The organism is Amorphoplanes friuliensis DSM 7358, assembly GCF_000494755.1.
Lineage (GTDB): Bacteria > Actinomycetota > Actinomycetes > Mycobacteriales > Micromonosporaceae > Actinoplanes > Actinoplanes friuliensis.
Map to the genome: position 1 here is coordinate 338,726 of NC_022657.1, position 12,974 is coordinate 351,699.

A 12,974-nucleotide genomic window follows, 5' to 3' on the forward strand; every position below is an offset into this window, starting at 1 on the left:
CGACCCTATGCCGCCCCGGTTGCGCGAAATAACCCGGTAATACATCAGCCGTTGTCTATTGACACACAGTGTTAACCATTTCAAGCTGTGAGAGCGCTCTCTGGCGTACCCACCGCGCCGTCCGTCTCCGAGGAGTCATCGTGCGTACCAGATCCAAACTCCTGCATGCGCTGGCCGCGATAGCTGTGGCCCTCCCCGTCGCGGCCGTCTCGGTCGCGTCGCCCGCCCAGGCCATCGGACCGGCGATCCTCCCGGTCACCGTCACCAACAACACCGGCCGTGGCGAAGCCGTCTACGTCTACGTGATCGGGATCAACCTCAACACCAACCGCCTCGGGTACGTCAATCAGGGCGGAACCTTCACCCCGTGGCCGGCCGGTGCGAACCCCCCGTCGCCCGCCCCCGACGTGGCGATCGGCGGGCCCGGCAACGGCGGCGCGACGACCGTCAACTTCCCGCGTGGCTTCTCCGGCCGTGTCTACTTCTCCCTCGGCGAGAAGCTCAAGTTCTTCCTGACGCCGGACGGCCTGGTCCAGCCGGCGCCGTGGGCCAGCGGCGACGCGAACTACAACATCCTCTTCGACTGGAGCGAGTTCACCTACAACGACTCCGGTCTGTGGCTCAACAGCTCGCAGGTCGACATGTTCTCGGTGCCGCACGCGGTCACGGTCACGGGCGCCTCCGGCGTCACCAAGAAGACCGGAGAGCCGGTCAACAACGGCCGCAACAACGTGATCAACGCGATCAAGGCCGCTCCGGGCTGGGCCAACACGGTCTACACCCGCTCCGACGGTACGGTGCTGCGCGCACTCGCCCCGGGTAAGGCCGCGGGCGCCGGTCTGCTCCCCACGAACTACCTCGACTCGTACATCACGTCGGCGTGGAACGCGTACGTGAACAAGACGCTGACGGTCGTGCCGTTCGGGGATCAGCCGAACACGAAGTACTTCGGGCGTACCACGGGCAACGTCATGAACTTCACCAACAGCGCCGGTGCGCGGGTGGCGTCGTTCAACAAGCCGTCGTCGGCCAGCGTCTGGGGCTGCGACGGGGACCTGCCGGCACCGAACGACCTCATCGTCGGCCCGATCTCGCGCACGCTCTGCGCGGCCCTGAACCGGGGCACACTCGGCACGATCGACACGCAGCCGAGCACCAACGCGGCGCAGTTCTACCAGAACAGCCCGACGAACCAGTACGCGAAGATCATCCACCAGAACATGGCGGACGGTAAGGCGTACGCGTTCGCCTTCGACGACGTCGGCGCCTTCGAGTCGCTGGTGCACGACGGCGACCCGCGTGCTGCGGGCCTGATCCTGACGCCGTTCGGCGCCGGTGGCCCGACGACCCCGCCGCCGTCCGGCAGCGGCCAGTCGGTCATCAGCGACTGGAACGGCAAGTGTGTCGACGTCCCCAGTGGGAACTTCGTCGACAGTGCGCCGCTGCAGACGTGGACCTGCAACGGCAGCAACGCCCAGAAGTGGACCGCGGTCAACGGTGCGCTGCAGGCGCAGAACAACAAGTGCATGGACGTGGCGGGCGGCTCCACCGCGGCCGGCTCGGCGATCCAGCTCTACACCTGCAACGGCACGGGCGCGCAGCAGTTTGTGCTCTCGGGTGCGGGTGACCTGGTCAACCCGCAGTCCAACAAGTGCGTGGACATCAAGGACTGGAACGGCGCCGACGGTGCCCGCCTCCAGCTCTGGGACTGCGCCGGCACGGCCAACCAGAAGTGGCACAAGGGCTGAGCCTCGCCTGTAGGAGGTGGCGGATACCGATGGATCCGCCACCTTCGCCCTATGTGGACCCCTGTGGTTCGGCCAGGTCGCGATAGGCGGGTCGCAGAATGTCCACAATGGGGATGTGTCGCACGCGGACCTGTGGTGAGTCCAGGACGCGCAGCAGCAGCTCCGGTGGGACGGTGACACGGCCGGGGCGTTCGCGCAGACGGCTCAACGAGATGCCCGGTGTGTAGAAGTCGTGGAGACGGGTCTCGAGTGCAACCTCGTCGACCGCCAGGGGGTCGATGGTCTCGACGGGCTCGGGCAATCCGCGCAGTGCGGCCAGCAGCTCTTCGCGGCCGCGACCTCGCCACGCCAGCACCAGGAACGGGTCGTCGTCGAACGCTTCCGCCAGCACGTAGAGCACAGCGGAGACGTGTTTGCAGGGCTTGCCCCAGTCGGGGCAGGAGCAGTCCATGTCCAGTCGGGACGGAAAGAGCGGCAGCTCCAGCTCGTCAAAAACGTCGACCAGCTCGTGGGGCATGTCGCCCGCGAGCAGTGCCGCGCGGTACAGGGCCTGCGATCCGAGCGCGTCGAGAATCCGTGTCCACTGTGGCTTGTCGAACGCCGGGATGCTGATCGTCACCTGGTAGGGCTCCGGCCGGGAACCCTGCACCCGGCCGGTGACCTGACCGGGCGTCAGCTCGAAGTCCATGACCTGACCCTTGCGGGCGTAGGACCGGCCGCGCGCCAGCCGGCCCGCGTCGCAGGTCTGCTCGAGGATGTCGACAAAGCGGCGGGACCACCACTGCTCGCCGATCTTGCCGCGTTTGGCGCGCACGGCCAGGCCGCCGTCCACGTGGATCGGGCCGGTGCTGTCGAACCAGCGTCCCTCGGGGTCGACGGGCATGTCAGCTCACCGCCACGGGGTCGAGGGACAGCAGCTCGCGCAACTGATCGGTGTCGAGGTTGGTCACCCAGTCCTCGCCCGTGCCCACCACCGCGGACGCCAGCTCTTTCTTGCGCTCGATCATCGCGTCGATCTTCTCCTCGAGCGTCCCGGTGCAGATGAACTTGCGGACCTGCACGTTGCGTGACTGTCCGATGCGGAACGCGCGGTCGGTGGCCTGGTTTTCCACTGCCGGGTTCCACCAGCGGTCGACGTGGATGACGTGGTTGGCCGCCGTGAGGTTGAGACCCGTGCCGGCTGCCTTGAGCGACAGCAGGAACAGCATCGGCTCGGTGTCGTTCTGGAAGCGGTCGACCAGCTCGTCGCGTTTGGCCTTCGACAGTCCACCGTGGAGCCACAGCACCGGCCGGTCGAGGTGAGCGGCCAGATAGGGCTGGAGCATCGTGCCGAACTCCGCATATTGCGTGAAGATCAGCGCCTTGTCGCCGTCCTCGATGATCTCCTCGGTCAGCTCCTCCAGCCGGGCGAGCTTGCCGGAACGCCCGGGCAGCCGCGATCCGTCCTTGAGCAGGTGCGCGGGGTGGTTGCAGACCTGCTTGAGCTTGGTCATCGCCGCGATCACGTTGCCCCGCCGCTGAATGCCCTCGCTGCCGTCGATGACGGCCATCATGTCCTCGACCACGGCCTGGTAGAGCGTCGCCTGCTCCGCGGTGAGCGTGCACCAGACCTTCATCTCGTTCTTCTCCGGCAGGTCGGAGATGATCGACTTGTCGGTCTTGAGGCGCCGCAACACAAACGGACCGGTGGCACGCTTGAGCGCTGCGGTCGCGTCGGCGTCGCCGCGCACCTCGATCGGCTCCTGGAACCGCCGCCGGAACCGCTTGGCCGGCCCGAGCAGTCCCGGGTTGCAGAACTCCATGATGGACCACAGCTCGGCCAGATGGTTCTCCACCGGCGTACCGGTCAGCGCCAGCCGCGTACGCGCCGGAATGTCCCGCACCGCCTGCGCCTGACGGGTGCCGCTGTTCTTGATGGCCTGCGCCTCGTCACAGGCAATCCGTCCCCAGTGGACCTCTCGCAGCAGCCCGAGGTCACGCAAAGCCGTGCCGTACGTGGTGACGACCAGGTCCGACGCCGCCACCGTGTCGCGGAAGTCCTCGTCGCGCTTGCGGCCGCCGCCGTGGTGCACGTGCACCCGCAGGCTGGGCGCAAACCGGGCGGCTTCCTTCTGCCAGTTGCTGACCAGCGACATCGGGCAGACCAGGAGGGTCGGTGCGACCGGTGTCTCCGCGTCGAGCCGCTCGGCGAGCAGCAGGGACAACGTCTGCGCCGTCTTGCCCAGACCCATGTCGTCGGCCAGGATGCCGCCCAGCCCGAGCCGCGCCAGGAAGTGCAGCCACGACAACCCGCGCTCCTGGTAGGGGCGCAGCGTCCCCTGGAAACCCGGCGGTGTCGGCACGGGTGTCAGTCGTTCCGCGGCCTGGCCCGAGATCAGGTCACCGAGAGAGCCGTCGGCGTCCACCTCGACCAGGGGCAGATCCTCCTCACCCCCGTCGACCACCTGTTGGAGCACCTCGGCGGCGGTCAGCTGACCTTCACGCCGGCGGCCGACGGCTTTGAGCGCGGCCTTGAGCTGGCGATCGTCCAGCTCGACCCACTGGCCACGGATCCGCACCAGCGGCACCTTCAGCCGTGCCAGCTCGGCCAGCTCCTCGGCGCTGACCGTGCCCTCGCCGATCACCAGGTCGATGCGGAAGTCGACCAGCTGATCGAGCCCGAATCCCGACTCGGCCGCGGCCTTTCCGGACGGCGTCTTGCTGCGGGTCCGGGTGGTGAGCTTGAGCCCGACCGCCTTCCGCCCTGCCCAGGCCGGCAGCTGCACGCCGAACCCGGCCGCCTGCAGCAGGGGAGCGGACTGCCGCAGGAACTCGTGGGCCTCGCTGGTGCTCAGGGTCATCGCGTCGGGCTGCGCCCGGAGCAGCGCCTCGTGCAGCGCCGGGAACAACCGCACCGCGCGGCCCAGCCCGGCCAGCAGCGTCTCGTCGGGCTGTGAGGGCAGCCCGGGCATCCGGGCTCCGGTCCACAGGTCGGCCGCCGGCAGATAGAGACTCGGGTCGTCCGCGGACTGCAGGGCGAAGTCCAGCGCCCAGTCGTCCTCACCCGGCGGTGGCTCGGCCAGCCGGAAGCTGACCCGGATCGGCCCGTTGGCCTCGTGCGCCGCCCGCAACCACCCGATCAGGGGCTTGGCCAGCTCGGCGACCTCGGCGGGCCGCGCCCCCGGCAAGGCCGGATCGGGTGCGGTTAGCGCGGCGATGAAGCGGTCGGGGAGTGGAGCCTTCGGCCCCGGCCGGATGCCGACCATCAGCCGCTCAGGCATCAGCTGCCGTGCCGCCGAGTCGACAAGCACCTCGAGCGCATCCCGCAACGTCCGCCCGACGCCGCTGCCGCCGGCATCGGAGGGGGCGTCGTCCGTCGTGCCACCGCTGGTGGTGACGGCGCGGCAGATCGGGGGCAGGGCGGCGGCGAAGTCGCGGTAGGAAGCGGCATCGGCGCCGGTGAGCACCGGTTGCCAGCGCGCTGCCGGCACCCCGGACTCCGTCACCAGCTGGGGCAGCATCCGCCCGCGGCGGGCCAGGTCGCACGCCTGTCCGGCCAGCACGCAGAGGTAGCGCAGCGACACCGCCGCGCTCCACGGTCCGTCCGGGTCGGGCTCCGCGAGCGCGCTGAGCGCCTCCAGCGCGCTCTCCGCGGGCAGGACCAGCGCCGGCGTCTCCCAGGCGCCGAGCCGCAGACCTTTGCCAGGTGCCTCGCTGCCGGTCTCGGGCGAGGGCAGCGGGCCCTTGGCGGTGCCCGGCAACTGCAGAGTGACCTCGGCGGCGCCGGCCTTGGCCAGGATGTCGCGGAGGTCGTCCGACGAGCCGGTCAGCGCCGCGGCGAGCGCCTCGGACGGCACGGCGAAGGGATGGGGGCGGCGACGAGCCCGCGATGAAGAGGTCAGCGGGAGCGCGGGATCCTCGGCCCAGAGGGCGAGCCTCCCGGGCGCTGACTCACCGGCGATCCACACGCCATGCACGACGAGCACTGGCACTCCGATTCCGATCGACCTGTCGAGGTTAACGACTGAGCACCCCGGTGGCTCATGAGGCGGCCCACTCGACCAACTCGTACGAGATGCCGTTCGGATCGGCGACCATGAACAAGCGCTCGCCCCACGGCTCCTCACGCAAGGGGAGGGTGATCTCGACGCCCTCGCCGCGGAGCCTTTCCTGCTCGGCCTCCAGATCATCGACCACGAAGGCAACGATCACTCCGGCTGCCCGCTGCTCGCGGAGGGGCTCGGGCAGCACCTCGATGCCCCGGCGGAGGAACACGAGGTCGACCCCGGCGTCGTCGCGGCCCAGGGAGACGAAGCCGTCGGCGGACATCCGCTCGCTGAAGCCGAAGTGGTTGACGAGAAACTTGCTCGATGCGGTGACGTCGTCGACGGTGAGTGAGACGGCGGACGAAGAGATGCGCACGTGAACCCCCGATTAGTTGGACGCTGTATAAGATACGCCGTACAGGAAAGGAGCGCCACCCCGTGGCCGAGGCGCGACGCACCATCGACCTGCTCTGGTTCGAGGAGCCGGAGAGCCGGCGTGGCCGCAAGAAGGGCCTGACCGTGGCCCAGGTGATCGACGCGGCCATCACGCTGGCGGATGCCGAGGGTCTCGAGGCCGTGAGCATGCGCCGCGTCGCCCAGGAGCTGGGCGTGGTGCCCATGACGCTCTACACCTACGTCCCCGACAAGGCCGCGCTGCTCGACCTCATGCTCGACACGATCTACCTGCGGATGTCACGGGAGGACCGGCCCGAGGCGCCCTGGCGCGAGCGGCTGCTGGCGGTGGCGGAGGAAAATCGCCTGCTCTACGCGAGCCATCCCTGGGCCGCCGGGCTGTCCCGCAGCCGGCCGCCGCTGGGTCCCGGCCTGATGGCGAAATACGAGCACGAGCTGCGCGCCTTTGCCGGCACCGGGCTCGACGACGTGGAGACCGACTCGGCGCTGACCTATCTGCTGGGGTTCGTGCAGGCCGCGGCGCGGGCCGCCGAGGACGCCCGGCTGGACGCGGAGCGCAGCGCGCAGAGTGATCAGCAGTGGTGGGAGGAGAGCGGCCCGCTGCTGGCCAAGGTCTTCGACACCCATGCCTACCCGACCGCCGTGCGCATCGGGGCCGCGGCGGGCGCCGAGCTGGGCGGCGCCTTCAACCCCACCCACGCGTACGTGTTCGGTCTCGAACGTGTCCTGGACGGTCTCGGCGTGCTGATCGAGCGGCGGGCCAGTGACCCGCGCCGCTGACGGGTGCCACGGGCGGGACGTAGTCTTCGAGGCGTGACGGCGAACCAGGAGATCGACAGCATCCTGCAGCGCGGTGCCGACGGCGGGCGGATCACGCCTGAGGAGGCGTTGCTGCTCTACACCGACGCGCCCTTCCACGCCCTCGGCGAGGCGGCGGACGCGGTCCGGCGGCGGCGGCATCCGGACGGGATCGTCACCTACCTGATCGACCGCAACATCAACTACACGAACGTCTGCGTCACGGCGTGCAAGTTCTGTGCCTTCTACCGGGCGCCGAAGCACTCCGAGGGCTGGTCGCACCCCATGGAGGAGATCCTGCACCGCTGCGGCGAGGCGGTCGATCTCGGCGCGACGCAGGTGATGCTGCAGGGCGGTCACCACCCCGACTACGGAGTCGACTACTACGAGACGCTGTTCTCGTCGGTCAAGCAGGCCTACCCGCAGCTGGCCATCCACTCGATCGGCCCGAGCGAGATCCTGCACATGGCGAAGGTCTCGGGTGTCTCCATCGAGGAGGCGGTCCTGCGGATCAAGGCGGCGGGTCTCGACTCCATCGCCGGTGCCGGCGCCGAGATGCTGCCCGACCGGCCGCGCAAGGCGATCGCTCCGCTCAAGGAGTCGGGTGCGCGCTGGCTCGAGGTCATGGCCGTCGCTCACCGCAACGGCCTGAGCTCCACCGCCACGATGATGATGGGCACCGGCGAGACCAACGCCGAGCGCATCGAGCACATCCGGATGATCCGCGACGTGCAGGACCTGGCCGTGGCCAACGGCTACACCGACTCCGCCGTCGAGGCCGAGGGCAGCGTGGGCGGCTTCCGGGCGTTCATCCCGTGGACCTACCAGGCGGAGAACAACCACCTCAAGGGCCGCACGCAGGCCACCACGCTGGAATACCTCCGCTTCATCGCCGTCTCGCGGCTCTTCTTCGACAACGTCTCGCACCTGCAGGCGTCGTGGCTGACCACCGGCAAGGACGTCGGTCAGCTCGCCCTGCACCTCGGTGTCGACGACCTCGGCTCGATCATGCTCGAGGAGAACGTCATCTCCTCGGCGGGCGCCCGGCACCGGTCCAACCTGCACGAGTTGATCTGGATGATCCGCACAGCGGGACGGATCCCGGCGCAGCGGGACACCCTCTACCGTCACCTCGCGGTGCACACGACGCCGGCCGACGACCCGACCGACGACCGTGTGGTCTCGCACTTCTCGTCGACCGCGATGCCTGGTGGCGGCGCGGGCCGCACCGAGCTCCCGCTCGTCGACGTCTCCTGACCCAGCGGGGAGTGGGCAGATGCTGCCGGGCCTGACCGAGGTCCAGGAGTGGACGACCGCCGGCGGGGTGCCGCTGATGAGCGCCGTCATCCCGGCCGACCACCACCAGGTCTGGCGTCAGCTGCGGGCCGAGCACCGCCACACCGGGTGGTACCCGCTGCTGACCTGGGGCGCGGCCGTCGTGGCGGAGGACTCCTTCGAATATTCGAACGACATCCAGGGCCCGGAAGCGCTGGCCCGCGCCCTGGAGGTCGACCCCGCGGAACGGATGGAGCTGCTCACCCGGTCGGTGATCGGCTGGGGCCTGGAGGAATACCCGGGCAGCGAGATCGAGGAGTTCCGCGAGCACGACCCGGAGCTGCTCGCCGCCGAGCTGGTCCCGGTCACGACCCGTCCGCCCGGTCGCCGCATCTACACCTCGGCCGAGGGGGAGTACGAAGTCCTGCTCGTCCAGGCCACCGCCGGGTACGAGATCCCGGCGCTCGTCCCCGGGCTGATCCGGCCCGCGAACTGGTTCGGCGCGGAATGGCATCCCGACCTGACCATCGAGGACCACGTCGCGGTCTACCGGCTCTGGCACCACAAGTACGGCGCGGACCTCTACTTCGCGGGCGGCAGCCAGCTCGAGCTGGCTGTCACCCGGCCACCGGTCACGCCGCTGGAAACGGCAAAGTGTGCGATCGAGCAGTGGGTCTACTGCGGTGACCTCGCGCAGAAACTCGGTGATCCCGTCGATGTCGCCCGCCGGCAGGCCCCGGCGGATCACTGGTCGTTCTGGTGGGACTGACGGACCGATGAAAATGAGGGGGCTCGATGGGCCGTACGACCGTCCGGGTGGCCCATTCGGTCAGGTACGGGTCAGTGAAGTGTGCAGGGGCGGATTGCTCCTCGGTAACGAGCTGCGCGTCTCCCTGGTAAGCCCTGTTCCCGCTGGTTACGTTGCCTGCGTAACACCGCAACACTGAAGCGTCGCCACGACTCATGACCGTCGGCGGCGGGGTCGGACCCGACCGATGGCGGTCGTATATATAACGCACGAGGCACGGGCGGGATGGGTCACCATCCCGCCCGTTCTGTATGCCCGGGTGGGACAATCTCGAATTGTGACGCGCGCAGATCTGGACAAGCAGCCGCACGAGGTCGCCGAGATGTTCGACGGCGTGGCCCAGCGGTACGACCTGACCAACACGGTGCTCTCCTTCGGGCAGGACCGTGGCTGGCGCCGGGCGACGCGGGCGGCTCTGGGGTTGCGGCCGGGCGAGCGGGTCCTCGACGTCGGTGCGGGCACCGGCATCTCCACCGAGGAGCTGGGACGCTCCGGGGCGTTCGCGGTCGGCGCCGATCTGTCGACGGGCATGCTGCGTGCGGGCCGGAGCAGCGGCCGGACGGTTCCCCTGGTCGCCGGCGATGCCCTCAAGCTGCCGTTCCCCGACGAGGCGTTCGACGCGGTGACGATCTCCTTCGCCCTGCGCAACGTCGTCGACACCGGTGCGGCGCTGCGGGAGCTGGCCCGGGTGACCCGGCCGGGCGGGCGCCTGGTGGTGTGCGAGTTCAGCCACCCCACCAACACCGCGTTCCGGACGGTTTATCTGTCGTACCTGATGCGGAGCTTGCCGGTCGTGGCCCGCGGGGTGTCGAGCAACCCTGACGCGTACGTCTATCTGGCCGAGTCGATCCGCGCCTGGCCGGACCAGGAGGGTCTGGCGGGCCGCATCGCGGCGGCCGGGCCGTGGTCGCGGGTCGGCTGGCGGAACCTCACCGGGGGCATCGCCGCCCTGCATCGCGCCACGAAGAGCTGAAAAACAGCGTTTGCCCGTTTCCAGACGGTGCGGGGTGTTTAGCTGGGTTCCATGACGACAATCGACTATCTGGTCGACGACTCCGATATCGACGTGCCGATCGACGACCGCGACGAGGGCGAGCGCCGGGCCCTGGAGCTGGCGCATCGTATCCGGCAGGTGGCCGTCACGGACCCGGAACATGCACAGCAGCTGGTGGATGAGCTGATCGTCGCGCTGGACGCCGCGATGGGCGGTACGTTTTCGGAGCACCTGGACGGAGTCGCCCGCGAGGTCGCAGAGCGGGCACTCGAGAAGAGCAGGAACGGTCACGGAGCGGGCATTTCACCATACGGAAACAGTTAGGGTTCCCTAACCCCCATTCGCTTCGATGGCCGTCTTAGACTCCGGACTGGGCTGGCTTGTGAACTGTTTCACGAGCCCGCGCTTGACGGAGGTGAGCCGTGAACGACCTCGCTACAGCAGGAGGAACCGTCGCCGACGAGGCCGACGTGATCGTTGTCGGGGCAGGGCCGGGTGGCTCAGCCGCGGCGTACCACATGGCCCGGCACGGCCTGCGCGTGCTGCTGCTCGAAAAAACCGAGTTCCCGCGCGAGAAGGTCTGCGGTGACGGCCTCACTCCACGCGCGACCCGCCAGCTGATCCGGATGGGTGTGGACACCTCCGAGAAGGCCGGCTGGCTCCACAATCGCGGACTGCGGGTGATCGGCGGCGGCGTACGCCTCGAGCTCGACTGGCCCGAGCTCGCCAGCTTCCCCAACTACGGCCTGGTCCGTACCCGCCTCGACTTCGACGACATGCTGGCCAAGCGCGCGGTCGAAGCCGGCGCGCTGCTGCGTACCGGGGTCAACGTGACCGGACCCGTGCTCGACGCGGACGGCCGCGCGATCGGGGTCGAGGCCAGGGTCGGTCCCGGTAAGGAACCCGTCCAGTATCGCGCGCCGCTGATCGTCGCGGCGGACGGTGTGTCCGGCAAGTTCCCTCTCGCGATGGGCCTCGCCAAGCGCGACGACCGGCCGATCGGTGTGGCCGTCCGGCGCTACTACCAGTCGCCCGCCCGCGCCGACGACGACTACCTGGAGTCCTGGCTGGAGCTGCGCAGCGCCCAGGACCGCGAGCGGCTGCTCCCCGGGTACGGCTGGATCTTCGGTCTGGGTGACGGCCGGGTCAACGTGGGCCTGGGCATCCTCAACTCGTCGAGCGCCTTCGGCAAGACCAACTACCGCGCGATGCTCACCGACTGGCTCGGCACGACGCCCGAGGACTGGGGCATGCGCGACGAGGCCAACGCGGACGGCCCGATCCTCGGTGCCGCCCTGCCGATGGGCTTCAACCGCGTCCCGCACTACACGCGCGGCGTCATGCTGGTCGGCGACTCGGGCGGCATGGTCAACCCCATGAACGGCGAGGGCATCGCGTACGCGATGGAGTCCGGCGAGCTGGCGGCGGAGGTCGCCGTCCAGGCGCTCGCCCGGCCCGCCGGCCCCGACCGCGAACGCGCGCTGCAGGCGTACCCCGCGGAGTTGAAGATCCGTTTTGGTGGGTACTACCGACTCGGTGGGGTGTTCGTGAAGCTCATCGGCAACCCGCAGATCATGCGGATCGCCACCAAGCACGGCATGCCGCACCCGACGCTGATGCGGTTCGTGCTCAAGCTCCTGGCCAACCTGACGGATCCGCGGGACGGGGACGCCATGGACCGAATCATCAATGGTCTGACGAAGGTTGCACCGGCGGTATGAACATCCAGGCCACCCCGGTCGACGCCACGCGAATCCGGATTAATAGTGTGAAGCGGCTAACAGTCGAGCAGGAGACAGCATGACGCTCAATCCTTATGTACCGATCGTCGGGCTGCTGATCCTCGGCGCGCTCTTTGCGTTGTTCTCGGTGTCGATCGCGCCGATCGTGGGTCCCAAGCGCTACAACCGGGCCAAACTCGAGGCCTACGAGTGCGGCATCGAGCCGGCGCCCCAGCCCATCGGCGGCGGCCGCTTCCCGGTCAAGTTCTATCTGACCGCGATGCTCTTCATCATCTTCGACATCGAGACCATCTTCCTCTACCCGTGGGCGGTGTCCTTCGAGGCACTCGGCCTGTTCGGCTTCGTCGAAATGGTCCTCTTCATCGTCACCGTCTTCATCGCCTACACGTACGTGTGGCGACGCGGCGGACTCAACTGGGACTGATTGACATGGGAATCGAAGAGAAGCTGCCGAGCGGCATTCTGCTGACCTCCGTGGAGAAGCTCTCCAACTGGGCCCGCAAGTCGTCGTTCTGGGGCGCCACTTTCGGCCTCGCCTGCTGCGCCATCGAGATGATGGCCGCCGGCGGCCCGCACTACGACCTCGGTCGCTGGGGCATGGAGGTCTTCCGGGCCTCGCCCCGGCAGGCCGACCTGATGATCGTCGCGGGCCGGGTGAGCCAGAAGATGGCGCCGGTCGTGCGGCAGATCTACGACCAGATGCCCGAGCCGCGCTCGGTCATCTCGATGGGCGTCTGCGCCTCTTCGGGCGGCATGTTCAACAACTACGCGATCGTGCAGGGCGTCGACCACATCGTGCCGGTCGACATCTACCTGCCCGGTTGCCCGCCGCGGCCCGAGATGCTGATCGACGCGATCCTCAAGATGCGCGAGAAGGTCATGGCCGCGCCGCTCGGCCCGAACGGCCGCAAGATGCTCGAGGCCCGCCGGGCCGAGGGCAAGCTGCCGCTCGTCGCTCCCGGCGCCATGCCCTCCTCGTACCGCGTGGACAAGGCCCGCCGGGCCGAGTGGACGCAGGCCGTCAAGGAAGGTCGCGAGGAGCAGCTCCGCATCGAGAACTGGATGAAGCTGCAGCCGCACCTGCGGGAGGGTGGCAAGTGAGCGTCGAACAGAATCCCGAAGGTGCCCAGCTGGGCGCGCCCGCGGAGATCCCGGACAACCCCCAGAAGG

12 protein-coding genes are annotated in these 12,974 nt (G+C 68.9%); 9 read left to right on the plus strand and 3 right to left on the minus strand.

Annotated elements, in window-relative coordinates; genetic code table 11:
- Positions 1–140: 140 nt before the first annotated feature.
- Complete coding sequence (locus tag AFR_RS01655) at positions 141–1,748, plus strand: beta-1,3-glucanase family protein (RefSeq protein WP_041840512.1); 1,608 nt, start codon at positions 141–143, stop codon at positions 1,746–1,748.
- Positions 1,749–1,797: 49 nt separating this feature from the next.
- On the opposite strand, the gene AFR_RS01660 is transcribed toward AFR_RS01655, so the two are convergent.
- From AFR_RS01660 to AFR_RS01670, 3 genes are read right to left on the minus strand one after another with little or no spacing between them, the layout of a single operon-like run.
- Complete coding sequence (locus tag AFR_RS01660; protein WP_023357554.1) at positions 1,798–2,631, minus strand: SWIM zinc finger family protein; 834 nt, start codon at positions 2,629–2,631, stop codon at positions 1,798–1,800.
- 1 nt (position 2,632) lies between these two features.
- The gene (locus tag AFR_RS01665) at positions 2,633–5,713 is read right to left on the minus strand and encodes a DEAD/DEAH box helicase (RefSeq protein WP_041840513.1); all 3,081 of its coding nucleotides are present in this window, start codon (positions 5,711–5,713) and stop codon (positions 2,633–2,635) included.
- Positions 5,714–5,768: 55 nt separating this feature from the next.
- Positions 5,769–6,149: a VOC family protein gene (locus tag AFR_RS01670; RefSeq protein WP_023357556.1), complete on the minus strand. Its 381-nt coding sequence runs from the start codon at positions 6,147–6,149 to the stop codon at positions 5,769–5,771.
- Positions 6,150–6,211: 62 nt separating this feature from the next.
- Here AFR_RS01670 and AFR_RS01675 point away from each other — a divergent pair, with 62 nt between their 5' ends.
- The 8 genes from AFR_RS01675 to AFR_RS01710 all read left to right on the plus strand — a co-directional run bounded on the left by AFR_RS01675 (position 6,212) and on the right by AFR_RS01710 (position 12,905).
- Complete coding sequence (locus AFR_RS01675; protein ID WP_023357557.1) at positions 6,212–6,967, plus strand: TetR/AcrR family transcriptional regulator; 756 nt, start codon at positions 6,212–6,214, stop codon at positions 6,965–6,967.
- A gap of 33 nt (positions 6,968–7,000) precedes the next feature.
- Entirely contained in the window at positions 7,001–8,242 is a 1,242-nt protein-coding gene (gene mqnC / locus AFR_RS01680; RefSeq protein ID WP_023357558.1) for a cyclic dehypoxanthinyl futalosine synthase, read from the plus strand.
- A 19-nt stretch (positions 8,243–8,261) separates the two neighbouring features.
- Positions 8,262–9,029, plus strand: coding sequence for a DUF4253 domain-containing protein (locus AFR_RS48325; protein WP_023357559.1), 768 nt, complete (start codon positions 8,262–8,264; stop codon positions 9,027–9,029).
- A gap of 361 nt (positions 9,030–9,390) precedes the next feature.
- On the plus strand, positions 9,391–10,041 hold the full coding sequence (locus AFR_RS01690) for a demethylmenaquinone methyltransferase (protein ID WP_238547318.1): 651 nt from the start codon (positions 9,391–9,393) through the stop codon (positions 10,039–10,041).
- 51 nt (positions 10,042–10,092) lie between these two features.
- Positions 10,093–10,386 carry a hypothetical protein gene (locus AFR_RS01695; RefSeq protein WP_023357561.1) on the plus strand — a complete coding sequence of 98 codons (294 nt, stop codon included), beginning with the start codon at positions 10,093–10,095 and terminating at the stop codon, positions 10,384–10,386.
- A 98-nt stretch (positions 10,387–10,484) separates the two neighbouring features.
- Positions 10,485–11,783 carry a geranylgeranyl reductase family protein gene (locus AFR_RS01700; protein ID WP_023357562.1) on the plus strand — a complete coding sequence of 433 codons (1,299 nt, stop codon included), beginning with the start codon at positions 10,485–10,487 and terminating at the stop codon, positions 11,781–11,783.
- A gap of 79 nt (positions 11,784–11,862) precedes the next feature.
- Positions 11,863–12,228 (plus strand): NADH-quinone oxidoreductase subunit A, encoded by a 366-nt coding sequence (locus AFR_RS01705; protein ID WP_023357563.1) that lies wholly within the window; start codon positions 11,863–11,865, stop codon positions 12,226–12,228.
- A gap of 5 nt (positions 12,229–12,233) precedes the next feature.
- Positions 12,234–12,905 carry a NuoB/complex I 20 kDa subunit family protein gene (locus AFR_RS01710; RefSeq protein ID WP_023357564.1) on the plus strand — a complete coding sequence of 224 codons (672 nt, stop codon included), beginning with the start codon at positions 12,234–12,236 and terminating at the stop codon, positions 12,903–12,905.
- Positions 12,906–12,974 lie beyond the last annotated feature (69 nt).

Bases quoted from the DNA above. Each gene is read 5' to 3' on its own strand.
- AFR_RS01660 (WP_023357554.1), bottom strand. From the start codon at position 2,631: ATGCCCGTCGACCCCGAGGGACGCTGGTTCGACAGCACCGGCCCGATC.
- AFR_RS01690 (WP_238547318.1), top strand. From the start codon at position 9,391: ATGTTCGACGGCGTGGCCCAGCGGTACGACCTGACCAACACGGTGCTC.
- AFR_RS48325 (WP_023357559.1), top strand. From the start codon at position 8,262: ATGCTGCCGGGCCTGACCGAGGTCCAGGAGTGGACGACCGCCGGCGGG.
- AFR_RS01695 (WP_023357561.1), top strand. From the start codon at position 10,093: ATGACGACAATCGACTATCTGGTCGACGACTCCGATATCGACGTGCCG.
- AFR_RS01705 (WP_023357563.1), top strand. From the start codon at position 11,863: ATGACGCTCAATCCTTATGTACCGATCGTCGGGCTGCTGATCCTCGGC.
- AFR_RS01710 (WP_023357564.1), top strand. From the start codon at position 12,234: ATGGGAATCGAAGAGAAGCTGCCGAGCGGCATTCTGCTGACCTCCGTG.